A 22,807-nucleotide genomic window follows, 5' to 3' on the forward strand; every position below is an offset into this window, starting at 1 on the left:
CCGAGTTCGCTCACCGGAGCAGGGGATCGGAGCGCCACTCCTCGCCGGGCCAGCGTCGCTGGTCGATGTCGCCGATGACGCCGGCGTAGCCGGCGATGTGGTCCGCGAACTCCGCCAGGGTGGGCAGGTCGCGGTGCGGGCCCCGCAGCGCGGTACGCAGTCGGTGCCGCAGCTGGTCCCCGGTCCACGAGGCGGTGTAACCGTGCATCGCCGAGCGGTGCCGGACCTCGCTGGTGACCAGGGCCAGGAGCGTCCAGCAGGCGAGTTCGCCGACGACGGCCGCGTGGATGTGCCGGCCGCCGTCGTCGTCGGGGCTGTCGGCGGCGACGTGCTCGACCTGCTCGGCCAGCCCGATCACCGAGGCGGCCGGGCTCGCCTGCTCGATCAATTTCGTGAACTCGCCCGGGTTCCGGACGAGTCTGCTGCCGAGGTAGACCGAGATCGCCTCGGTGGAGCCTTCGAAGATCCGGAACAGCCGGTAGTCGCGGAAGTGCTGGCCGACGGTGTTGGTGTCCAGGAAACCGCGGGCGGCCAGCACCTGAAGGGCCGTGTCGATGGCGCTCCAGCCCAGTTCGCAGCCGAGGATCTTCGCGCAGAAATACCAGGGTTCGGGTACGTCCTCGCCCGCGTCCCGCCACGTCGCGATCCGTTCGACGAGCGTCTGCACCGCGAGAACTCCGGCCCCCGCCTCGGCCAGCACTTCCCGGATCCGGCCGTTCTCGGCAAGCGAACCGGTGGCCACCTCACGCCCTTTGGCGAACCGCTGTGCCAGTTCGAGTGACCGCATCGCCGCCCCCGCCGTCATCGCGGCGAGCACCACGCGGCCCTCCATGAACGCGGCCTTGGCCGTGCTGGCGCCGTCTCCTTCGACGCCGAGCAGGGCGGACGCGGGCACCCGCATGTCGCGGAACGTGAGGTCGTACTGCGGGACCGCGCGCAGGCCCAGGGTCAGCATCTCCGAACCCACGCCGAAACCGGGTGTGCGGCTGTCCACCAGGAAACCGGTGATGCCCCCGTGCCGGCCGTCGCGGTCGCGCAGCCGGGCGAAGACGTTCACGTACCGGGCGTCCCCGCCCAGCGAGATCCATTTCTTCGCGCCGTTGATCGTGTAGGAGCCGTCGGCGTCCATGGTGGCGCTGGTGTTCATGCCGCGCAGGTGGGAACCGATCCCCGGCTCACTTATCGCACTGGTGGTCAGGGCCTGGCCCGTTGCCAGGCGGGGGAGTACGCGGCGTTTGACCTCCTCGGTGGCCGACAGCAGGATCGGCGCGATCCCGAGGGTGTTGTGCACGGCGCAGAAGACGGCGAGGTTGGCGTCGATCGCTCCGAGCTGGGTGAACACCCGGTTCATGTCGGCGTGGGGAAGCGCTTGCCCCCCGTACCGCGCAGGGACCTGTAATCCCAGCAGGCCGACCTCGGCGAAATCCGAGACCATCGCCGGGGGCAGCGAGCGGCGTTCGTCCAGGAGCCGGGAGTTGAGGAAGTTCTGGGCGTACTCCCGGAGGAAGGTCAGCATCCGCGCCGCCGACGATGTCGGTGGCCGATCCTCGGTCGCCGCTGCCGGAACAGCATTCTGACTGAGGGATCCGGTCTCCATGGCTGGCTCCCTACGCGGCCCGTGCGCGCGGCCGGCGCACCGGTCGCGAGGCCCCTTCGGCAGACTTCCCTTCGTACCCGACCGAACCTTACAGCGGAAGCAATCGTTCCTCAACGGGGTCACCTGACTACCCGGAGTGATTCCCTGGCGCTCTCAGCTCCCCTCCCGGGCATGGATCTGCGCGACCAGTTCCGCGGCCAGCGTCTTGATGGTGTCCAGCCCCGGCCGGCCCCACGGGCGCGGTTCGATGTCGACAACGCAGACCGTGCCGAGCGCGACGCCGGTCCGGTCGATCAGCGGGGCGCCGAGGTACGAGCGGATGCCGATCTCGTCCACCACCGGGTTGCCGGCGAACCGCGGATAGTCGCAGACGTCGTCGAGAACCAGGGCCTTGCGGCGGACGACGACGTGCGGGCAGTACCCGTGCTCGCGCGTGAACGTGCGGCCGCCCAGGGCGTGCCGGAGAGCCTCCGGGACGGTGGCGCCGGTGTGCAGGCCGCCGAGGTACTGGCGATCGTCGTGGATGAAGTTCACCATCGCCAGCGGCGCCTTCGTGATCTCCCCGATCCGGCGCGCGAACTCGTCGAGCCGCGGATCGGGCCCGTCGCCCAGGCCGAGTTCGCGCAGCCGGCGCATCCGATCAGGCACTTCCGTGTCGACCGGCGTGAGTCGATGGTGTCCGGACAGGTCGTAGATCATGCCGGTGCTCCGTTCGGTCGTCGTCGTGCTCCGGAGGGGATCGTGCTGCAGAGGGGATCGTGCTCCGGAGGGGCGGATCATCGTTGTGCGCGAGAGATGAGGAGGTGTCGCATCAGGCTGATGAGCACGCCGGTGGCGGATCGCTGATCACGCGCGTCGCAGAGCACTATCGGGACGTCCGGCTTCAGGTCGAGAGCATCACGCAGGTCGTCCGTCCGGTAGCGGCAGGTGCTGTCGAACTCGTTGACCGCGATTAGGAACCCGATGCCCCGGGACTCGAAGAAGTCGACGGCCGGGAAGCAGTCCTCCAGCCGGCGCGTGTCGGCCAGCACCACGGCGCCCATCGCGCCGTTGGACAGCTCGTCCCACATGAACCAGAAGCGCTCCTGCCCGGGGGTCCCGAACAGGTAGAGCACGTGCTGCCGGCCGATGGTGATCCGGCCGAAGTCCATCGCCACCGTGGTCGTCGACTTGCGTTCGACGCCGGTCAGCCGGTCCGTGCCGACGCTTGCCGTGGTGAGCAGTTCCTCGGTGTGCAGCGGCTCGATCTCGCTCACCGCACCGACGAAGGTCGTCTTTCCGACGCCGAAACCGCCCGCTATCAGCAGTTTGAGCGCGGCCGGGAACCCGTCAGAGTCGTCGTTCAAGAGCATTGAGGATCGTCTCCAGTACCGCCGGATTCGAGGTTTCGGCCATCGGGTCGGGTGCGCGGGCGTCCACCACGCCCCAGTCCACGAGGTCGGAGAGCAGGATCTTGGCGACCACCGCCGGCAGCCTCAGCCGCGCGGCGACCTCGGCGACCGTGGTGACGGTGCCGCAGAGCCCGAGCGCCTGGGCGTGCTCGGGTCCGAGCGGGCCGGGCGGGCGGCGGCCGGTCGCGATCACCATCGACAGCAGCTCCATCCGGAGGGTCGGCTCGGTGCGGCCGTTGCTCACCGTGTACGGCCGGATCAGCCGTCCCGCGGCGTCGTCGAACCATTGGTCCTCGTCGGTGCTGAGCACGTTCACCGTCCGTGCACGCCCAAGGACTCGGTCTCGTGCCGGGCCGGCGTCGCCAGGTACGGCCGGACGCTCTTGACCATCTGCGCCATCTCGTAGCCGAGGACCCCCGGGTCGGCGGCCTTGCCCGCGATGACCGCCAGCACCGCCCCGGATCCGGCCGCCGAGACGAACAGCAGTGCCTCGTCGAGTTCGGCCACCACCTGCCGGACCCCGTCGCTGCCGCCGAAACGGGTGCCGGCGCTGCGGGCCAGCGAGAACAGTCCGGACGCGACAGCGGCCAGATGGTCCGCGCCGTCGTCGTCGAGACCGTGGGCGGCCTTGCGCAGCCCGTCGGACGACAGGAGCAGAGCGCTCGTCGTGCCGGGCACGCGGTCGATCAGGCCGGACAACAACCAGACAAGATCCTGAGACGTACGGGTGAGTTCGGTGCTTGACATGCGAGCCGGGCCTTCCTGGTTGCGGAGCGGATCAGCCATGACGTCCGGTGCCCGCCTCGCCCTGGGAGATGCCGTTCATGAACGACGCCATCAGGCCCGGGTCGTGCTCCGGGGCCGGTTCGGTGGCCGCGCGGGGCGGACCGAGCTGCAGTTGCGGGGCCATGTGGGTCTGGCTGCGGCGGCGCGGGAGCGGGGGCCGCGCCGGCGTGTGTGCCGGCGCCGGTTCGGTGCCGGGCGCGGCGGCGATCTGCCGGGACGGGGCACGGGCCGGAGTCGTCGTGGGGGCCGGGCGCGGCGACGGCACCGGGGCCGGTGCCAGGAGGACCGGCTGGACGATCGGCCGGACCGCCTGCGGGACGATCTCGGTGGTGTCCTCGGCCACGGGCAGCGGCGGTTCCGACACCGTGAACCGATGGTGCGACGGCACGCGCTTCTGCAGCGGAAGCCGTTCCGGGAAGCTCCGCGGCTCCGGCGACACGGTCAGGCTCCGCGGCCGGGACGGCTCCGGAGCGGCCTCGGCCACCGAGCCGACCAGGAGCCGCGGCAGGATGATCACGGCCTGGATGCCGCCGTAGATGTTGGGTTGCAGCTGGACGACGATCCCGTGCTGCCGGGCGATCACCGAGACCACGTAGAGCCCGATCCGGCCGTCCCGCAGCAGCTCGTCCAGGTCGGTGCTCTCGGAGTCGGCCAGCAGGCGGTTGACCCGGTCCAGGTCGGCGCGCTGCATGCCCAGCCCGCGGTCCTCGACCTCGACCGCCACCCCGGACGTGACCTGCTGGACGCGGAGCAGGACCTGGGTGTGCGGCGGCGCGAACATCGTCGCGTTCTCGATCAGCTCGGCGATCAGATGGATCACGCTGGCGACGGCGTGCCCGGGCAGTGTGCCCTCGATGGGCGGCACGAGCTTGACCCGCGAATAGTGCTCGACCTCGGCGATCGCGGAACGCAGCACCTCGGTCAGCGGCACCGGGCGGCTCCACTGGCGGCGCGACACCGAACCGCCCAGCACCGCGAGGTTCTCCGCGTGCCGCCGGATCCGGGTCGCCAGGTGGTCGACCTGGAAGAGACCTTTCAGCAGGTCGGGGTCCTCGACCTCGTTCTCCAGCCCGTCGAGGAGCTGGATCTCCCGGTGCACCAGCGACTGGAGCCGCCGGGACAGGTTGACGAAGATCTCGAGGTGCCGGTCGCCGGTGGGTGCCGCCGGCTCCCGGGCGGTGTCCGTCCGCGCCGGGGCCTGGTCCGTCCGCGCGGTTGCCTGCCGGAGCTGCTCGGTGAGCCGGGCCACCTCGGAGCGCGCCGCGGCCAGCTCCGATCGGGTCCCGGCGAGCGTGGACTCCGTCTCGCCGGCCGGGGCGGCCGGCGCCTCGACGGAGCGGGAGGCTCGCGTCCGGCTGGACCGGGTGGCGCGGTGTCGGACCGCCACGACGGCGAGAGCGGCCGCGACGAGCGCCGCGAATGCGGCGAGCAGATAAGCGGTTTCGGGCATGAGCATCCTTGGTCTTGGTGATGCGGCAATGTCCCGGGGGAGAGGGATTTTTCACTCTAGTGAGCGGGGTATGCGCCGCCAAGGTGTGACATCCGGCCCGATATCAATGTGATGAAGTGGTCAACCTCGATGCTGATCCAGGTCATCTGAACGGGTGATGGAACGGGTGACAAGTGAACTCCGTGAGGGTTATGGTCCCGCCTGGCCGCACCCTGGTCACACCCCGGAATCCACCGGCACACCGTGCGTCGCGCGCCGCCTTTCGCCCCCGCGCGGCGGTGTTGAGCTGCCGGCGACGTTGTTGATCTGCCAGCGATACGAAATCGCGGTGATCAAGGCGTTCATACCGCGATTTCGCATCGCCAGCAGATCAACAATTCGATACGGCGCGGGTTCTCCGGCGGTGTCTGACGACTATTTCCGCCACGACGATGTTGATTGTCCAGCCGAGAGTCCGGCCAATCGGGATCAAGGACCGCGCACGCTCGCCAACCGGCCCGACCGATGCCATGGCCCGATGAGAAGACGCCCGGCTCGCGAGACGTGCGGGCCGGGCGTCTTCGGTGCGGCTGCCGGGGTCAGGCCGCAGCGACCGTGCCGAGGGAGACGCCGTCCAGGGCGGTGCTCAGGATTTCCCGGACGTCGGAGACGATGTGCACGGTCAGGGCCTCGAGGACGTCGGCGGGGACGTCGTCCAGGTCGGGTTCGTTGCGCTGGGGCAGGTAGACCTCGGTGAGCCCGGCCCGCTGCGCGGCGAGCAGTTTCTGCTTCACGCCCCCGATGGGCAGGACCCGGCCGGTCAGGGACACCTCGCCGGTCATGCCGACGTCGGCGCGCACGTTGCGGCCGAGCAGCAGCGAGACCAGCGCGGTGGTCATGGTGACGCCCGCGGACGGTCCGTCCTTGGGCACGGCACCGGCCGGTACGTGCAGGTGGATGGGATGGTCGAGTTGCTCGGGGGAGATACCGAGTTCGGTGGCGTGTGCCCGGACGTAGGAGAGGGCGATCTGCGCGGACTCCTTCATCACGTCGCCGAGCTGGCCGGTGACGGACAGGCCGCCCTTGTCGCCCGGCAGCAGGGACGCCTCGATGTAGAGGACGTCGCCGCCCATGCCGGTGACGGCCAGGCCGGTGGCCACGCCGGGAACGGCGGTGCGTTCGGCCGAGTCGGGGGTGAACCGCGGCCGGCCGATCAGGTCCTTGAGATCGGTGGCCTCGACCGTGGCCGGCAGGGTGCTCAGGGCGACCTTGCGGAGGGCCTTGGCGAGGAGGCGCTCGAAGGACCGTACCCCTGCTTCCCGGGTGTAGTTCGCGGCGATCTCGCGCAGGGCGTCCTCGGTGACGGTCACCTCACCGGGGGACAGCGCGGCCCGTTCGAGCTGGCGGGGCAGCAGGAAGTCGCGGGCGATGGCGACCTTGTCGTTCTCGGTGTAGCCGTCGATCGTGATCAGCTCCATCCGGTCGAACAGCGCCTGCGGGATCGTCTCCAGGGTGTTCGCCGTCGCGATGAACAGCACGTCGGACAGGTCGAGATCCAGGTCCAGGTAGTGGTCCCGGAAGGTGTGGTTCTGCGCCGGGTCCAGCACCTCCAGCAGGGCCGCGGCCGGGTCGCCGCGGTAGTCGCTGCCGACCTTGTCGACCTCGTCGAGCAGCACGACGGGGTTCATCGTGCCCGCCTCCCGGACGGCGCGCACGATGCGGCCGGGCAGGGCGCCGACGTACGTCCGGCGGTGGCCGCGGATCTCGGCCTCGTCGCGCACGCCGCCCAGGGCGACGCGGACGAACTTGCGGCCCAGCGTCCGTGCCACCGACTCACCGAGCGAGGTCTTGCCGACACCGGGCGGGCCGGCCAGCAGGATCACCGCGCCGGAGCCCCGGCCACCGACGACCGTCAGGCCGCGCGACTCGCGGCGGGCGCGGACGCCGAGATACTCGACGATGCGTTCCTTTACCTCGTCGAGCCCGTGGTGGTCGGTGTCGAGCACCGCGCGGGCGGCGGTGAGGTCGGTGTTGTCGGTCGTGGTGACGTTCCAGGGCAGGTCGAGCACGGTGTCGAGCCAGCTGCGGATCCACCCGGCCTCGGGGTTCTGGTCGCCGGCCCGCTCCAGCTTGTCGACCTCACGCAGCGCCGCCTCGCGTACGGATGCGGGCAGTTCGGCCGCCTCCACCCGGGCGCGGTAGTCGTCCTTGTCGTCGGCCTCGCCCTCGCCGAGTTCCTTGCGGATCGCCTTGAGCTGCTCGCGCAGCAGGTACTCGCGGTTGCGCTTCTCGACCGATTCGCGGACGTCGTGCTCGATCTTCTCGCTGACCTCGGACTCGGCCAGGAAGTCACGGGTCCAGTCGATCAGCAGCCGCAGGCGGGCCTCGACGTCCGGGGTCTCCAGCAGCTCGCGCTTGCGGTCGTTGGAGAGGTATGGGGCCCAGCCCGCGGTGTCGGCCAGGTCGCCGGGGTCGTCGATGGCGCTGACCGAGTCGATGACCTGCCAGGCCTCGCGGCGCTGCAGCACCGACACGACGAGCTTCTTGTATTCGGCGGCCAGCTCGCGGGTGGTTTCGCCGGGGGTGGCCGGCGGGACCGGTTCGGCCTCCACCCACAGGGCCGCGCCGGGGCCCGTCACACCGCTGCCGATGCGGGCGCGGACACCGGTGCGCAGGACGGCGGCGGGGGTGCCGCCGCGGAACTTGCCGACCTGCTCGACGGCGGCCACCACGCCGTACGACGCATAGCGGTCCTCGAGTCGCGGGGCGATCAGAAGTTCGGAGCCGGCCGAGGTGCGGGCGGCGTCGACGGCGGCCTGAGCTTTCTCGTCCAGCTCGACGGGCACCGCCATGCCGGGAAGCAGGACGATGTCGTCGAGGAACAACACGGGGAGTCGTTTGCTGGTCACCGGAACCTCCGAGGAGTTGAGTACAGGCGGCTCAACCATGGGGGCGGCCCGCTTCTTCCGGCGTTCACTGCCAGCGAACAACGCCCGTGCTCACGTGATCATCCGGCCCGACGCTCGCGCCGGGGACCGGGCCTGCGGGCTTGGATAAGATCTCCCGACAGTGTCGAGTACTGGAGCGTCGATGACATACCCTCCGCCGCCCGGACAGCCGCCCTATCCACCGTCCCCCGGTGAACCGCTCCCGCCGCCCGTCGACCCGTATGCCTCGTCGCAGTACACCGAGCCGATCCATGTGCAGCCCGGCTACGGTCAGCCGCACTACGGCCCGCCCGGCTTCGTCCCGCCGGGGTACGCCCAGCCGACCACCCCGATGGCTCCGCCCGTGCCGGCGCCGGCCGGCAGGTCCCGGACCGCGGCGATCGCCCTGCTGTCGGTGGCGATCGCGCTCGTCGTCCTGGTCGGCGGTGGCGTCGTGTTCTACCTGGTCGGCACGAAGTTCGCCGAGGACCCGAACAGGGACACGAACGGGGTGACCGCGCAGGGCAGTGCGAGCCCCGGTGCCGCCCCGAGTGTCGCTCCGAGTGCCGCCCCGAGCGTGCCGGGACCGGCCCCGCAGGACGTGATCAGCATCAAGGAACCGGACACGCTGAACGGCAAATCCAAGATCGAGACGGCGGAAGCGGCCTCGCTCACCACGGACCTGGAGAAGGAACTGGAGGGTTACCCGGGTGCGGCGAACGCGTTCGGGGCGGTCTACGGCTCGCCGGGGGACAAGAAGCTGGTCGCCGCCCTCGCGGCCGAGGTCGACATCGACGACCCGCAGCTGATGCTGGACACGATGTTCCAGTCGTTCAGCGGGGAGAGTCAGCTCGCCGGGGTGGCACCCGCCAGCACCGGTACCCTCGGCGGCGTGGCACAGTGCGGCAGCGCCGTCGTCGGCAAGGAGGACATGGCGATCTGCGGCTGGGCCGACGAGGGCAGCGTCGGCATGTTCCTGTTCCTCTACGAGACCGCGGTCGATGTGAAGGGCGACTTCCCCGGCATGCGGGCGGAGATCGAGACGAAGGACTGACCCCGGGGGTACGCGGGACCGGCGCGGGCGGCTTTCCGTCAGAGCCTTGCTGTTTCATCGGCGAGCCTCAATGCTTGGGCGGTCGTGAACCGATACCCGATCCGGCCCACGGGGGACCCCATGGCACATCGTGTTCGTTTCCGCGGACTGCTCGGCGCGGCACTCGCGGCCGTGCTCGTCCTCACTCCGGCACCCCCGGCGGCAGCGGCCCCGGCGCCCGCGGCCAATCCCGTCCTCGTCTGGAACGTGCACGCGCAGACGGCCGTGTTCGAGGTCGGCCGGCAGTCGCCGACCGCGGGCGCCCGCAGCTTCGCCATGGTGCAGGGCGCCGTGTACGACGCGGTCAACGCGATCGCCGGTACCCCGTACGAGCCCTATCTGATCGCGCCGGCGGCCCGTCGCGGCGATTCGACGCCGGCGGCCGTGGCAACCGCGGCGCACGACGTACTCCTCTCGCTCTTCCCGGCGCAGGCCGACGCGCTGCAGGCGCAGTACCAGGCGGCGCTCGCCCCGATCGCCGAGGGCCGGGCGAAGCGCGGCGGGATCCGCGCCGGTGCCGAGGCCGCCGCCGCGATGATCGCGGACCGCCGCGACGACGGCGCGTTCGCCGCCGCGAACTGGCCGGTCGGCACCGCCCCCGGCGAGTACCGCCTCACCCCGCCCGGATTCGTGCAGGCCGGCGCCTGGTACGCGTTCCTGCGCCCGTTCGCCGTCGACGACGCCAGCGCCTACCGGGTGGCGGGGCCGCCCGCACTGACCAGCGCCGCCTACGCGCGCCAGCTCAACGAGGTGAAATCGGTCGGCCCGCTGACCAGCACGACCCGCACGCAGGACCAGACCGAGTCGGCGATCTGGTGGGACGACTACCGCCAGGTGGAGTGGTCCATCAAGCGTGACCTGGCCGCCGACCACCGGCTCAGCCCGTTGCGGACCGCCCGCATGCTGGCGATGGTGGACGTCGCCACCGCCGACACGATGATCTCCTGCTACCAGCAGAAGCGGCACTGGAGCTTCTGGCGGCCGGTGACGGCGATCCCGCTCGCCGGTGACGACGGCAACCCGGCGACCGCCGCCGACCCGGCGTGGACGCCGCTGCGCGTGACCGCGCCGTCGCCCGAATGGCCCTCCGGCCACGCCTGCTACACCGGTGCGGTCATGACCGCGCTGCGGGCGTTCTTCGGCCGCGACGACCTGTCCTTCAGCGCGTACAGCGCCGATTCCGGCACCACGCGAGACTTCCGCAGTCTGTCCGCGGCCCGCGCCGAACTCATCGAGGCACGGATCTGGGGCGGGGTGCACTATCGCGGCGCGACCGTGCAGGGCGACCGGCTCGGCACCGCGGTCACCCGCGCGGTCCTGGCCCGCGAGTTCGGCCGGCAGCATTGACCCTCAGCTGTCGGGGCGGCTTCCGTCAATGGGCTGCCCCGGCCGGCCTCTGGGCTGTCCCGGCCGACCTCGTGTCAGTCGGCTGCCCCGGCTGGCCGGCTCGTGTCGGTCGGCTGCCCCGGGCCGCGCTGGGCGTGGATCCGGAGCAGTCCGTCGACCCCGCGCAGGAACGTCTCGGTCACCAGATCCGGGTCGAAGAGGCAGCCGGCCGCCATGGCGCCGTCCCGAAGCATGACGAAGTGGCGTGCGGCAGCGTCCGAGGAGTCCTCCGCCACCCGCGCGATCAGGGCCGTGAGCGTGTCCAGGAACCACTGCCGGTGCGCGATGATCTCCTGATGCACCGGATGCGCGCTGTCGGGGTACTCCGCGGCGGCGTTCAGAAAGGCGCATCCGCGGAACCCGGGTGAGCGGATGTTCCGCACGATGGAGTCCGCGACGGACCGCAGGGCGCCGACCGGCTCGGGGACCGCGGCGACGATCGCGTCGATGGCCTCGCGGTCCATCCGGTGCACCTCGCGCAGGTACGTGGTGACCAGGTCCTCCTTGCCGGGGAAGTGCCGGTAGAAGGTCGCCCGGGTCACTGTCGCCTCGGCGATGATCCGGTCCACGCCGACCGCGTGAATGCCCTCGGCGTAGAAGATCCGAATCGCGGTCTCCAGGAGCCGCGACCGCGCCTCGGAGGGCCGGCTCTCCGCGCGCCTGCTTCCCGCGCGCCGGCCTTTCGTGTCCCGCCCTTCCGTGTCCCGCCCTTCCGTGTCCCGCCCTTCCGTGTCCCGCCCTTCCGTGTCCCGGCTTACCGCGTCCCGGCCTTCCGAGTCCCGGCTCTCTGCGGGCCGGGTGCCGGAGTCGCTGCGTGCCATCCCGCCATGGTAGCGGACAGAACGTTCGGTCTCCCGACGACCGATTGGCTGGACAGAACGTTCGTTCTTGACAAGTGCCGAGTGGCGCCGCCATGCTCGCCCAAGACAGAACGTTCGTTCCACCTAAGGAGCGCCATGAGCACCACTACCGCCCCGTCCGGCACCGCCCGGACCGCGTCCGCCCTGCGGCGGCTCTACTTCGTCCGCGCTGCCTTCGCGCTCGTCTGGGCTGCCGTGACCATCGCCGCCGCCGACGGGATCAACCCCCTCGCGGTCGCGTTGTTCGTGCTCTACCCGCTGTTCGACGCGGGCGCGGCCGTCCATGACCTGCGGTCGTCGCGCGACGGCGGCTCACCGGCCCTGCTCCGGGTGAACATCGCCGTCAGCCTCGTCGCCGCCGCGGGCCTGGGCGCCACCGCCGCGTCCGGCGTCCCGGCGATGCTGCGGGTGTGGGGCCTCTGGGCGATCGTGGCCGGCCTGGTCCAGCTCGTCGTGGGAGTCACTCGCCGAGGGCTGGGCGGCCAGTGGCCAATGATCATCAGTGGTGGTCTCTCGGTCCTGGCCGGTGGCTCGTTCGTGGCGATGGCCGGCGCCGCCGACCCGTCCCTGGCGAGTGCCGCCGGTTACGCCGTCCCGGGCGCCGTCTTCTTCCTCGTCTCCGCCGTCCGCCTCGGCCAAGCGACGACGGGCCAAGCGACGACGGGCCAAGCGACGACGGGCCAAGCGACGACGGGCCGCGCCACGAACGGGAACTGACATGGACGGACGTACGCTTCGACGGTGAGCATCGGCAAGGGCGACATCGCGCCCGACTTCGAACTGCCCGACCAGGACGGTACGCCCCGGCGGCTGACCGACCTCCTCGCGGCCGGGCCCGTGGTCCTCTTCTTCTATCCCGGTGCGCTGACCAAAGGGTGCACCGCGGAGGCCTGCCATTTCCGGGACCTGACGACGGAGTACCGCGCGGCGGGCGTGCAGCGGGTCGGCGTCAGCAAGGATCCCGTCGAGAAGCAGAAACTGTTCGCGGACACGTACTCCTTCGATTATCCGCTGTTGTCGGACCAGGACGGGGGGACCATCGCGGCGTACGGCGTGCGCCGCAAGGTGCCTCTCGGCCCGCTGAGCACCAAGCGGATGACGTTCGTGATCGGCACCGACCGGAAGGTCATCAACGTGATCCACAGCGAGCTGGACATGAACCAGCACGCGGCGCACGCGCTGAGCGCGGCGGTCGCCGCCAAGGCCTGACGCCGGGCGTCAGCTCGCGGGCGCGCAGGCGGGCTCCGGCCCGCTGAGCGCGTCGACCAGGGTGGTGGCCGCGCGGGTGTGCTTCGAGTACGCCTCCGGATAGGCCGACACCTGCACGGCCTGGGCCGCCTCGGTGAGCCGCATCCGCGACCAGCCGTCGATCGTGAGCAGTTTGTCGTAGAACTCGCGGGCCTGATACGCCGGGTCGGACAGCTGCTCCGGCGTGCCCCAGCCCTGGCTGGGGCGCTGCTGGAACAGGCCCACGGAGTCGCGGTCGCCGTAGCTCAGGTTACGCAGCCGCGACTCCTGCAGGGCGGTGGCGACCGCGATCACCAGGCCCTGCCGCGGCACCTGCCGTTCGGTGCCGACGGTGACGATGACCCGCGCGTTCTCGAGCTGCTCGTCGCTGAACTTCCGCAGCGCCGGGGCGGGACCGGCCGGCGGCGCGGTGCCGGGGGTGCAGGCGGCGTCGGCGCGCAGCAGCGGGCTGAGCAGGAAGCCGGCCAGGACGGCGACGGCGACCACGAAGAACGAGCGCACGTTGAGGTACACCTTCTCGAGCCGATGGGGGGTCCGGCGCAGGCTACCGGGCGCCCACCCTCGACAGTGGACCGGGTCGATGTCTGGGCTCCGGGGTCGCTACAGGCGGGCGTAGGGGTCGCGGCCCGGCCCGCGCACCGCGGCGGCAGCGGCCTCGGCGATCTCGGCGGCGGTTCCGGCCAGCACGTAGATCCGGCCGGTGGCGTGCCCCCGCGCGGTGAGCAGGCCGGTGCGCGTCAACGCCTGGATGTCCCGGATCGCCTGGTCCCGGCTGAGGTTCTCGTCCTGCTGGTAGGTGGTGCGCCGCAGTTCCCCGATGGCGGCCGCGTACAGGGCGGAGACAGTGCGCCCGGCCAGGCCCCGTTCGTCGGCGAGCCGTGCCAGGTCATCCCACAGGCGTACGGTCCACTCGTACCGCCGGCGGACCCGCTGCGCCTGGCGGTGGTGCGCGGCGAGCACGAAGGTGAGCCAGGGCCGGGCGTCGCGGTCCGGCCGGAAGCTGCCGCCTTGCGTGGCGCGCAGTGCCTCGTAGTAGTGCAGGGTGTTTGTCTGCTCACCCAGCCACTCCTCGATCGAGGAGAACTCGGGCGCCAGTTCGCCGGTCCGGGCCAGGATCAGGGTGTGCAGCGCGCGCGCCGTCCGGCCGTTGCCGTCGCGCCAGGGGTGAATGGCGACGAGGTTCAGGTGGGCCATCGCGGCCCGTGCGTACACCGGGGCGTCGAGGTCACCGTCGCGCAGCCAGTCGACCAGTTCGGTCATCAGGCCGGGAACCCGCTCCGCGTCGGGGCCGGTGTACATCGGTTCGAGCGGGTCGGCGCTCGACACGAAGATCGCGCCGGTCCGGTACCGCCCGGGCCACTTGGCCGGCTGGTATTTCGTGATCATGAAGTGCAGGGCCGAGAGCGTCGTCTCCGAGTGCTCGAAGAATTCCATCAGCGGGGTCTGTTGCACGAACGTCATGGCGTCGCGGTAGCCGATCACCGCCTGCTGCGTCTCGTCGCCGGCCGCCGCGGACATCGGGGCGTGTTCCACGAGCGCGCGGGCGTCGGAGCCGCTGATCGTGATGTTCTCGATGGTGTTGGAGCCCTGGATCGCGGCGGCGAACAGGCTGCGGCGCAACTGACCCGCCCAGCGTGGCTCGGAGCGCAGATGGGCGCGCAGCTCCGATTGCATCCCGTCGATCCCGGTCAGTACCTGGCGATCGGCGGTCTCGAGCGATGGCAGGGCGTACAGCATGCTCTCAAGCTACGACGCCGGACGTGTTCCGCCGTTTCAGGACGGGGTCATGCTCTGGGTGCCGATGACGCCGAGCAGCTTGAGCCGGTCGGCGGCGTCGCTGCCCGCCGGTGCCGTGTAGGCGACGAGCCGCACGTCGCTGCCGGGAGCGGTGAGAACGTCGCAGTCGACCACGAAGTCGCCGACCTCGGGGTGCTGCACGACCTTGCGGTTGGACTCGTGCACGGCGACCGCACCGCTGTCCCAGCGCCGGGTGAAGTCGGCACTGGCGGCCCGCAGGTCCTGGACGAGGCTGTGCAGGCCGGGGTCCGACGGGTACCGGGCGATCGCGCCGCGCAGGTCGGTGACGAGCGCCGAGCGGAACGTGTCGTTCTCTTCCGGAGTGGTCCGGGTCCGGCTCGGGATGCCGGTGAACTCCCGCCACGCCACGTTGCGGTCGCGCCCGCGAGCCTCCGCCACATCACCGATCAGCGCACCGCCCAGCGGGTTGCACAGGATGATGTTCCACGCGGCGTCGCACACGGTCAGGGCGGTGCCGTCGAGCTGGTCGATCAGGCGCAGCACACCCGGCGGGATGTGCGGCGAGATCCGGCCGGGGCCGGGTGGCGTCTGACCGGCCAGCAGGTAGAGGTGCTCGCGCTCGGCGGCGGTGAGCCGCAGGGCCCGGGCCAGGGCCGAGAGCACCTGGGCCGACGGGGAGGTGGACCGGCCCTGCTCCAGCCGCACGATGTAGTCCACGGAGAGGCCGGCCAGCTGCGCCAGCTCCTCACGCCGCAGCCCGGCCGCGCGGCGCACCCCGCCGGCGGGGACACCGGCCGCCTGCGGCGTCGTGCGGTCACGCCAGCCACGCAGGGCCCGGCCCAGCTCCTGGGATGCACTCATGGTCCCCAGTATCACCGCGGCCGCGCGGAACAGCCTGGTACTGCCGGTCCATGGGCTGAGCCGGGCACTGTCTGCCGGTCGGCACCGGGCGCAGGATCGTCGGCATGACGATCACATTGATCACCGGAGCCAACAAGGGTCTCGGATTCGAGGCCGCCCGCCAGCTGATCGCCGCCGGGCACACCGTCTATGCCGCGGCGCGTGACGCCGGCCGAGGCCAAGCCGCCGCCGACCGGCTCGGCGCCCGTTTCGTCCCGCTGGACGTCACCGACGACGACTCGGTCAAGGCCGCCGCCGAGTTCGTCCGGGCCGACAGCGGCCGCCTCGACGTCCTGGTCAACAACGCCGGCATCGCCGGCACCGGCAAGGTCGGCGAGCGGATCGGGGAGATCACCGGTGCCGAGCTGGCGACCACGCTCGACACCAACGTGGCCGGCCCGGTCCGGGTGACGAACGCCTTCCTGCCGCTGCTGCGCCTCAGCGACGCGCCGGTGGTGGTCAACGTCAGCAGCGGCCTCGGATCGATGGCCGTGTGTGCCGACCCGAGCCGGATCGAGTCCCACGTGACCAACGTGGACTACAACGCGTCGAAGACCGCCCTGGTCATGGTGACCGCGCAGTACGCCAAGGCGTTCCCGGGGATCCGGTTCAACGCGGTCGACCCCGGATACACCGCGACGGACCTCAACGGCAACTCCGGGCCGCAGACCGTCGAGGAGGGCGCGGAGATCCTGGTGCGGATGGCCATGATCGGCGGCGACGGGCCGACCGGTGGCTTCTTCGACCGGCACGGCACGGTCGCCTGGTAGGCGCCGCCCCCGGATTCCGGAGGCAGGCGAGAGTCGGCCCCGATCCGGGGTTCAGGCGAAGGCGGCGGCGCGGCTCAGGGTGCGGGCGACGGGGGTACGGCCTCGGCGGCTGAACCCGTTCCCGCCGGGCCGGGTGCCCGCCGATCGGGCCGGCCCGGCGTCCCCGGCGGCCGCGGCGGTGCGGTTGACCGTCCGGCGCAGGCCCGGGTGCCGGGTCTCCCACGCCTCCCGCACCCGGGACGGCAGGTGCAGGTCCCGCCACACCCGGCGCAGCACGGCCGGGTTGATCAGGTCCTCGACCTCGGTCCGGGCGGCGGCCTCGCAGAGCACCTGCTCGTACGCGTGGCGCAGCTGCATCGGGTCGTCGAGGTCGTAGCGGCGGGTGCTGGCGTGCCCGTGGGCCATGTGATGCGGCACCTCGAGCACGCCGAAGCTGTGCCCGTGCAGGTTGTCGATCCGGTCAGGGACTGCGGGGGCCCGGCTGGCGGCGCTGCGGTTCTTGCGGCCGTCACGGGCGGCGACGTACGACATGCCCTGAGGCTAGGCCGGTCGGCAGCCGCGTTCCGGGTAAATCGATGGCGTGGCTTCCGCCGGCCGTGCCAGGGTGGGAGACGTCCCTGACGCGACTACGAGGAGTCACCAATGCGAGCAGCTTCCACGCTCCGGACCCTGACCCGTCCCACCGTGGAGTTGCGCTTTGGCATTGTTGAACCTCGGCATCGTCGCCCATGTTGACGCCGGCAAGACCAGTCTGACCGAACGCCTGCTCCACGAGACCGGGGCGGTGGGCGAGCCGGGGAGCGTCGACGCCGGCACCACCCGGACCGACTCGATGGAACTGGAACGCCGCCGGGGCATCACCATCCGGGCGGCCGTCACCTCGATCGCGCTGGGTGACCTGACCGTCAACCTGGTGGACACCCCGGGCCACCCCGACTTCATCGCGGAGGTCGAGCGTTCGCTCTCCGTGCTGGACGCCGCCGTCCTGGTGGTCTCCGGGGTCGAGGGCGTTCAGCCGCAGACCGTGGCCATCTGGCGGGCGCTGCGCCGGATCGGCATCCCCACCGTGATCTTCGTGAACAAGGTGGACCGCCGGGGCGCCGATGTGGACCGGGTGGTCGATCAGGTGCGCCGGCGGCTCGCGGCGTGCCCGGTCGTGCTCACCACGGCCACCGGCCAGGGCGGCCGGGACGCCCGGGTGCGTGCCGTCCCGCTGGACGCCGAACCGGTCGTCGCGGCCGTGGCCGAGGTGGACGACGCGCTGGCCGGGCGCTGGCTGACCGGCGCGCCGGTCCGGGCCCGCGACACCCGGCGCGCGATCCGCCGGGCGGTGCGCCGCGGCGGGATCACCCCGGTGGCGTGCGGCTCGGCGATCACCGGTGCCGGTGTGCCGGAACTGTGCGGCATCCTGATCGACCTGCTGCCCCGCGGTGACCGGCGGGACGGGCCGCTCGCCGGCACCGTCTTCGCCGTCGACCGCGACGATCGTGGCCGGCGGGCCTGGCTGCGGTTGTGGTCCGGGGAGCTCCGGGTCCGTGACCGGGTGCCGGTCGCGGGGTCCCGGCCACGGGCGGTCACCCACATCGCCGTCAGCGAACCGGACGGCGTCGTGGTGCGCCCGTCGGTGTCCGCCGGCCAGATCGCGGCCGTCCGCGGCCTGCCGGCCCGGATCGGCGAGCACGTCGGCGACCCGCCGCGCCGGCACCTCTACCGGTTCCCGCCGCCGACCCGGCAGGCCCTCGTCGAGCCGGTCGACCCGGCTCAGCGCCTGGCCATGTACGCCGGCCTCGCCGAACTCGCCGACGAGGACCCGCTCGTCGACCTGAGGCTCGACGAGAACCAGGCGGAGGCGGTGATCCGGTTGCACGGCGAGGTGCAGAAAGAGGTGATCGCCGCGCTGCTGGAGGAGCGGTACGGCGTCCGGGTGCGGTTCTCCGGCACGCTGACGGCCTGCATCGAGCGGGTGGCCGGCGCCGGGGCCGCACAGGACCGGATCAAGGAGCGCGGCAACCCGTACCTCGCCGGGGTCGGGTTGCGCGTCGAGGCCGCCCCGGCCGGGCACGGCGTCGAGTTCCGGCCCGGCATCGAACCGGGCCGGCTGCCGCCGGCGTTCGTCGCGGCCACCGAGGAGGGGGTCCGGGCCGCGCTGTGCCAGGGCTTGCACGGCTGGCCGGTCACCGACTGCGTGGTGAGCATGACGTCCTCGCAGTACGCGCCGCGGCAGAGCAAGCCGCACCAGAAGTTCGACAAGTCGATCTCCAGTGTGGCCGCCGACTTCCGGCACCTCGCCCCCGTGGTGGTGACCGCGGCGCTGCGCCGGGCCGGCACCCGGGTGTGCCAGCCGATCGAACGGTTCGACGTCAACCTGCCGCACGCGAGCGCCGACGCGGTGACGGCCCTGCTCGGCCGGCTCGGCGCGGTCGTCGACGACATGTCCGGCAGCGGCGGGTACCTGGAGATCAGCGGCACGCTGCCGTCGGCGCGGGTGCCCCGGGTGGTCGCGGCCCTGCCCGACCTCACCGGTGGCGAGGCGGTGCTGACGGCGCACTTCGACCACTACGCGCCCGTTGTCGGGGAGGACCCGCCGGTGCTGCCGCGTCGCGGACCCGACCCGGCCGACCGGGACGGGTGGTTCCGCGCGGTGCCGCGGTAGGTCAGGACGCGTACCGCTTCTCCGCGCGGGCCCGTGCCTTCGCCGCCTCCACCTCGCGGTCCTTGGGTGGCGAGTTCGTCACCAGCCCGTCCAGGAGCTCTGCGGTCGCGGCCACCACGGCCGCGACCGCCCGGTCGAAGACTTCCTGGTTGGCCTGCGACGGCCGGGTGGTTCCGGCGATCTTGCGGACGTACTGCAGCGCCGCGGCGTGGACCTCGTCCGGTGTAGCGGGCGGCTCGAAGTTGTGCAATTGGTGAATGCTCCGGCACACGGTGTGTTCCTCCCAGGTCGCGGGGGCTGATCAGAGACCAGCATCCATGTCATACTCGGCCCTCCGGCGGATCTCCACCACCACGGGGTCAGCATGCGACTGCGCACCGCACTGCTGGCGAGTCTCGGGCTCGCCACGGCCGTGCAGCTCACCCATCCCGTCCTGCCGGAGGCGGCCGGATACGCCCTCTCCGACGTCATCATCGCGCTGGCCAGTGGGTACGCGGCGGTCAATTACCGGCGCCGGGCCCGGGACACCGCCAACGCGCCGCGCATCCGGCTCGCTTTCGGGCTGGGCGCGTCGGCCGGCGCCGCCTGGTCCGCCTCGAACGTGCTGTTCCTGCTCGGCGTCCTCGGCGTGTCCTGGGTCGCGGCCCCGGCCGTCGTGCTGTCCACGGTGGCCGCGGTCCTCGTACCCCTTGCCATGGTCCTGGCCGGTCCGCGCCTGCGCGGCATCGCCGCCGCCCGCCAGCTGATCGATGTGGCCGCGGTGTCCGGCGCCTTCTTCGCCCTGGTCCGCGCGTTCGCGCCGGTGGGCGCGGGGCAGAGCGCCTTCACCGGGTACGCGATGACGATCGTCGTGGTCCTCGGCTGCGGTGCCGCCGTCGCGCTCGTCACCCTGGCCACCTCCGAGCCCGGCCGCGGCGTGAGCGCCCAGCAGCTGCTGGCGTTCGCCGCGCTGGTGCAGGCGATCACCTTGCTGATCTCGATGCGCAACAGCGTCGCCGGCCAGGCGTGGTGGGCCGACGGGGTGGGCGGCGGTTACGTGCTCGGCGCCCTCGTGATGGCCGTGTCCAGCCGGCTCGCGGTCTCCCGGCCCGGCGTCGACGGCGTGGAACGGCTCGTCTTCAGCCCGTGGGCGCTGCTGCCCTACGTCCCGGTCGCCACCGCGGTCGGTGTCGCCGCGGCCCGCCAGCTGACCGACGGCGAACTGCCGCCGGTCCTGGTCTGGCTGCTGCTGAGCAGTTTCTCGCTGGTGCTGCTGCGCCAGTTCCTCACCCTCGTGACGGTCGGCCGGCTCACCGTGACGCTGGAGGAGCAGCGGACCGCGCTGGCCTACCAGGCCCATCACGACCCGCTCACCGGTCTGCTGAACCGGGCGGCCTTCGACAGCCGGGCCGCCGCGCTCCTCACCGCCGGCTACCTGGAGGCCTGCGCGATAGTCATCGACCTGGACGGTTTCAAACCGGTGAACGACACGCTCGGGCACGCGGCCGGCGACGAGGTGCTGGTCACCGTCGCGCACCGGCTCACCGCCGAACTGCGCGGCACCGACCTGGTCTGCCGCTGCGGCGGCGACGAGTTCGCCGTCCTGATGATCGACGCGGGCCCGCGCGCCGGGGTCGTCGCCGGCCGGCTGCTGCGCCGGATCTCCCAACCCATGGTCGTCCAGGGACGCCCGGTGAAGGTGGGCGGCAGCGTCGGCGTCGCGGTGACCCGGCGTGGCGAACGGGTCGGGGTGAGCGCGCTGCTGCGGCAGGCGGACACCGCGATGTACGCGGCCAAGGCCGCCGGCAAGGGCACGATCCGCCGGTACGCGTCGGCGACCGCGTAAAATTGGCGCATGGTGCACTGGTACGAGTCGTCGATCGACCGGCAGCTGCGCGAGGCCGCAGAACGCGGCGAGTTCGAGGGCCTGCCCGGCCTGGGGCAGCCGCTCCCCGGTCACGGCGAGGAGTACGACGAGGACTGGTGGGTCAAGGACTGGCTGCGCCGGGAGGACGGCGGCGCGGCGGTGATCCCGGCCAGTCTCGCGGTGCGGCGAGCCGCCGAGGACCTGCCCGAGGTGGTCGACCGGCTCGCGGCCGAGGCCCTGGTCCGCCAGCACGTCGCCGAGCTCAACGAACGCATCGACAGGTGCCGCCGCGGCCTGGTCGACGGCCCGCCGGTGGTGCTGCCCCCGTTCGACGCGGACGCGGTGGTGGCCGCCTGGCGAGCCCGCCGCGCGGCCCGATGACGGCCGAGCGACGGCTCACGATTCGGTGATGTCCAGCGGCTCCGCGGTCAGCACGTCGCACCGGACGTAGGCCAAATCGATCGTCACGTCGGTGAACCAGAGGATCGGCAGTGTCAGCGGCGGCGGCTGCTCCGGGGTGAAGGTCACCGGGATCAGCCCGAACAGCTTGCCGGTGAACCGGGGTGAGTAGAACTCGACGTTCCCGTCGATGATCAGCTCACCGCTCTCGATGAGCGTGGTGTGCCCGCCCGGCTCGTCGATCGCCAGGCTGAACGGCTTGTTCACCGCCTTGTCCATCAGGAACTTCAGCGACCGGATCGGCCCGTTCGCGGTGGGTACCTCGGCCACCCCTTCGTAGGTGGAGCCGTACATCGTCAGCGACTTGGTCTTCATCAGCCCGGGCCGGACGCCGGCTTGCGGGATGCCGCCGTCCTCGGCGAGCAGGCCCTCCTGCCGGGCGCCGAGGCAGGGAATCTCTTCCGGGCTCGGCTCGATTTTCGGGCCGGTGCTCGGCCCGCCGGGCTTCTCCGACGTGCCGGTGCTCGGCCCGCCGACCGGCTTTTCCGACGTGCCGGTGCTCGGCCCGTCGCCCGGTTTCTCCGGCGCGCCCGGGGTGCGGCTCGGCGTGCCCGGTCCGGGGCGCGACGCGGCAGGGGCGGAGGGGGACGCCGAAGGCGAAGCGGATCGGGAGGCGGACGGTACGGGCGACGCCGACGGCTCCTCCGGGTCAAAGATGTCGTTGATGCCGTCCTCGATGCCCTCGATGACGTCGCCGATCCCGTCCAGGATCGGGAAGCCGGTGCCCTCGTCCTCCTTCGAGTCCTCCCTTGCGTCCTCCTCCGCGTCCGGCGCCGATCCCGCGCGTGGCGACGCCGGGCTCGGCTGCCGGGCCCGCGCCGAGGTGCTGGCCGTGGTCCCGGCTCCGGGCCGGGCGGAGGATCCGGACGCGGTGGCCTTGGGCGATTGAGAGGTTTTGGGGGCTTTTGACGATGCTGATGCGGAAGCCGCCGGTGCGGTTGCCGTGACCGAGGGCAGTCCCTCCGGGCACTCCGGCGCCGCGCCGGCCGGGCGGTCACCGGTCGCCACGAGCACGCCGGCCAGCATCAGCGACGGCACCAGGACCAGCGTCCGGCGATGCGGCGGCCGCCACTTCGGGTAACGGCCGAGGCCCGGGACGATCGTCGCGTCGCTGACCACCGGAATCTCCGCGGTGGGCGGCCCGCTGTCCGGCACCGGCTTCCCGGGCCCGTCCGGCACCGGCTTCCCGGGCCCGTCCGGCACCGGCTTCCCGGGCCCGTCCGGCACCGGCTCGCCCGGCGGCGGGGCGGCGGCGGTGAGCGGGCCGGGGGAGCCGGTGGCGGGGCGTGGTGGGGTCCAGGCGATGGCGAGCGCGCCGCCGACGATGCCGAGCAGCATGCCGGCGAACCAGCCGCCGAGGTTGAGGCCGATGAAGGAGTAGAGGGCGGTGAGCGTGCCGACGACGCCGTAGAAGACGCGCTGTGCCGGGGTGAACCAGGTCAGGGCGCCGCTGGTCAGCATCAGCACCGGCAGCAGATAGGAAAGGAAGCCCTGCGGGCCGATGTGGATCTCGATGTTGTCCAGTGCCATGTTGGCGCTGAGGAACATCTCCAGTCCCGACAGCACCAGGAACAGGCCGCCCCAGAACGGCCGCCCGCGCCGCCACCGCCGGAACCTGCCCCAGAAGCTCTCCGTCGCCACACGTGCCTCCACTTGCTTCGCACAGGGGGAGGGCTCGCGGAAACGTGTCCGCGAGCCCGGGCT

Annotated in this window: 23 protein-coding genes; 8 read left to right on the forward strand and 15 right to left on the reverse strand. The window is 72.0% G+C overall.

Translation table 11 applies throughout. The features are described 5' to 3' along the window. Positions 1 to 10 precede the first annotated feature (10 nt). From LPA41_RS25210 to lon, 8 genes are all read right to left on the reverse strand, one after another. Entirely contained in the window at positions 11 to 1,597 is a 1,587-nt protein-coding gene (locus LPA41_RS25210) for an acyl-CoA dehydrogenase family protein (protein WP_229073251.1), read from the reverse strand. A gap of 153 nt (positions 1,598 to 1,750) precedes the next feature. After that, positions 1,751 to 2,296, reverse strand: a complete 546-nt coding sequence (locus LPA41_RS25215) for a GAF domain-containing protein (protein ID WP_229073252.1) — start codon at positions 2,294 to 2,296, stop codon at positions 1,751 to 1,753. Positions 2,297 to 2,373: 77 nt separating this feature from the next. Further along, positions 2,374 to 2,949 carry an ATP/GTP-binding protein gene (locus LPA41_RS25220; protein ID WP_229073253.1) on the reverse strand — a complete coding sequence of 192 codons (576 nt, stop codon included), beginning with the start codon at positions 2,947 to 2,949 and terminating at the stop codon, positions 2,374 to 2,376. Next, positions 2,927 to 3,298: a DUF742 domain-containing protein gene (locus LPA41_RS25225; RefSeq protein WP_229073254.1), complete on the reverse strand. Its 372-nt coding sequence runs from the start codon at positions 3,296 to 3,298 to the stop codon at positions 2,927 to 2,929. Before LPA41_RS25225 ends, LPA41_RS25220 begins: the two co-directional genes overlap by 23 nt. A gap of 2 nt (positions 3,299 to 3,300) precedes the next feature. After that, positions 3,301 to 3,735 carry a roadblock/LC7 domain-containing protein gene (locus tag LPA41_RS25230; RefSeq protein ID WP_229073255.1) on the reverse strand — a complete coding sequence of 145 codons (435 nt, stop codon included), beginning with the start codon at positions 3,733 to 3,735 and terminating at the stop codon, positions 3,301 to 3,303. A 31-nt stretch (positions 3,736 to 3,766) separates the two neighbouring features. After that, the gene (locus LPA41_RS25235) at positions 3,767 to 5,224 is read right to left on the reverse strand and encodes a sensor histidine kinase KdpD (protein ID WP_229073316.1); all 1,458 of its coding nucleotides are present in this window, start codon (positions 5,222 to 5,224) and stop codon (positions 3,767 to 3,769) included. Between the two features lie 216 nt (positions 5,225 to 5,440). Then, positions 5,441 to 5,569, reverse strand: a complete 129-nt coding sequence (locus LPA41_RS42055; protein ID WP_255690226.1) for a hypothetical protein — start codon at positions 5,567 to 5,569, stop codon at positions 5,441 to 5,443. Positions 5,570 to 5,802: 233 nt separating this feature from the next. After that, on the reverse strand, positions 5,803 to 8,151 hold the full coding sequence (gene lon / locus LPA41_RS25240) for an endopeptidase La (protein WP_229073256.1): 2,349 nt from the start codon (positions 8,149 to 8,151) through the stop codon (positions 5,803 to 5,805). A gap of 142 nt (positions 8,152 to 8,293) precedes the next feature. Here lon and LPA41_RS25245 point away from each other — a divergent pair, with 142 nt between their 5' ends. Together LPA41_RS25245 and LPA41_RS25250 are read left to right on the forward strand one after the other, a co-directional pair. After that, on the forward strand, positions 8,294 to 9,184 hold the full coding sequence (locus LPA41_RS25245; protein WP_229073257.1) for a hypothetical protein: 891 nt from the start codon (positions 8,294 to 8,296) through the stop codon (positions 9,182 to 9,184). 120 nt (positions 9,185 to 9,304) lie between these two features. Next, positions 9,305 to 10,570 carry a vanadium-dependent haloperoxidase gene (locus LPA41_RS25250; RefSeq protein ID WP_229073258.1) on the forward strand — a complete coding sequence of 422 codons (1,266 nt, stop codon included), beginning with the start codon at positions 9,305 to 9,307 and terminating at the stop codon, positions 10,568 to 10,570. A gap of 74 nt (positions 10,571 to 10,644) precedes the next feature. Here LPA41_RS25250 and LPA41_RS25255 read toward each other — a convergent pair whose 3' ends face one another. Further along, positions 10,645 to 11,430 carry a TetR/AcrR family transcriptional regulator gene (locus LPA41_RS25255; protein WP_229073259.1) on the reverse strand — a complete coding sequence of 262 codons (786 nt, stop codon included), beginning with the start codon at positions 11,428 to 11,430 and terminating at the stop codon, positions 10,645 to 10,647. A 135-nt stretch (positions 11,431 to 11,565) separates the two neighbouring features. Between LPA41_RS25255 and LPA41_RS25260 the strand changes: the two genes are divergently transcribed. Together LPA41_RS25260 and LPA41_RS25265 are read left to right on the forward strand one after the other, a co-directional pair. Continuing rightward, on the forward strand, positions 11,566 to 12,186 hold the full coding sequence (locus LPA41_RS25260) for a hypothetical protein (protein WP_229073260.1): 621 nt from the start codon (positions 11,566 to 11,568) through the stop codon (positions 12,184 to 12,186). Between the two features lie 24 nt (positions 12,187 to 12,210). Beyond that, positions 12,211 to 12,678 (forward strand): peroxiredoxin, encoded by a 468-nt coding sequence (locus LPA41_RS25265; RefSeq protein WP_229073261.1) that lies wholly within the window; start codon positions 12,211 to 12,213, stop codon positions 12,676 to 12,678. A 9-nt stretch (positions 12,679 to 12,687) separates the two neighbouring features. Here the strand turns inward: LPA41_RS25265 and LPA41_RS25270 are convergent, their stop codons facing one another. The 3 genes from LPA41_RS25270 to LPA41_RS25280 form a co-directional block, all read right to left on the reverse strand. Then, positions 12,688 to 13,218 carry a peptidase M23 gene (locus LPA41_RS25270; protein WP_229073262.1) on the reverse strand — a complete coding sequence of 177 codons (531 nt, stop codon included), beginning with the start codon at positions 13,216 to 13,218 and terminating at the stop codon, positions 12,688 to 12,690. A 99-nt stretch (positions 13,219 to 13,317) separates the two neighbouring features. Then, on the reverse strand, positions 13,318 to 14,454 hold the full coding sequence (locus LPA41_RS25275) for a Fic family protein (RefSeq protein WP_229073263.1): 1,137 nt from the start codon (positions 14,452 to 14,454) through the stop codon (positions 13,318 to 13,320). Positions 14,455 to 14,490: 36 nt separating this feature from the next. Next, the gene (locus LPA41_RS25280) at positions 14,491 to 15,336 is read right to left on the reverse strand and encodes a helix-turn-helix transcriptional regulator (protein WP_229073264.1); all 846 of its coding nucleotides are present in this window, start codon (positions 15,334 to 15,336) and stop codon (positions 14,491 to 14,493) included. A 104-nt stretch (positions 15,337 to 15,440) separates the two neighbouring features. Here LPA41_RS25280 and LPA41_RS25285 point away from each other — a divergent pair, with 104 nt between their 5' ends. Next, a complete protein-coding gene (locus LPA41_RS25285) occupies positions 15,441 to 16,145 on the forward strand; it encodes an SDR family NAD(P)-dependent oxidoreductase (RefSeq protein ID WP_229073265.1) in 705 nt (234 codons plus the stop codon). Between the two features lie 51 nt (positions 16,146 to 16,196). Here the strand turns inward: LPA41_RS25285 and LPA41_RS25290 are convergent, their stop codons facing one another. Beyond that, the gene (locus LPA41_RS25290; RefSeq protein WP_229073266.1) at positions 16,197 to 16,676 is read right to left on the reverse strand and encodes a hypothetical protein; all 480 of its coding nucleotides are present in this window, start codon (positions 16,674 to 16,676) and stop codon (positions 16,197 to 16,199) included. Positions 16,677 to 16,842: 166 nt separating this feature from the next. Here LPA41_RS25290 and LPA41_RS25295 point away from each other — a divergent pair, with 166 nt between their 5' ends. Further along, a complete protein-coding gene (locus LPA41_RS25295; RefSeq protein ID WP_229073267.1) occupies positions 16,843 to 18,798 on the forward strand; it encodes a translation factor GTPase family protein in 1,956 nt (651 codons plus the stop codon). Between the two features lies 1 nt (position 18,799). On the opposite strand, the gene LPA41_RS25300 is transcribed toward LPA41_RS25295, so the two are convergent. After that, the gene (locus LPA41_RS25300; protein WP_229073268.1) at positions 18,800 to 19,069 is read right to left on the reverse strand and encodes a DUF2277 domain-containing protein; all 270 of its coding nucleotides are present in this window, start codon (positions 19,067 to 19,069) and stop codon (positions 18,800 to 18,802) included. A gap of 93 nt (positions 19,070 to 19,162) precedes the next feature. On the opposite strand from LPA41_RS25300, the gene LPA41_RS25305 reads away from it, so the two are divergent. Together LPA41_RS25305 and LPA41_RS25310 are read left to right on the forward strand one after the other, a co-directional pair. Beyond that, complete coding sequence (locus LPA41_RS25305; RefSeq protein WP_229073269.1) at positions 19,163 to 20,623, forward strand: GGDEF domain-containing protein; 1,461 nt, start codon at positions 19,163 to 19,165, stop codon at positions 20,621 to 20,623. A gap of 9 nt (positions 20,624 to 20,632) precedes the next feature. Further along, a complete protein-coding gene (locus LPA41_RS25310; RefSeq protein ID WP_229073270.1) occupies positions 20,633 to 21,025 on the forward strand; it encodes a DUF1992 domain-containing protein in 393 nt (130 codons plus the stop codon). A 15-nt stretch (positions 21,026 to 21,040) separates the two neighbouring features. On the opposite strand, the gene LPA41_RS25315 is transcribed toward LPA41_RS25310, so the two are convergent. Next, positions 21,041 to 22,744, reverse strand: a complete 1,704-nt coding sequence (locus tag LPA41_RS25315) for a DUF6114 domain-containing protein (RefSeq protein WP_229073271.1) — start codon at positions 22,742 to 22,744, stop codon at positions 21,041 to 21,043. Positions 22,745 to 22,807 lie beyond the last annotated feature (63 nt).

This window comes from Actinoplanes sp. DH11 (assembly GCF_020873875.1).
GTDB lineage: Bacteria > Actinomycetota > Actinomycetes > Mycobacteriales > Micromonosporaceae > Actinoplanes.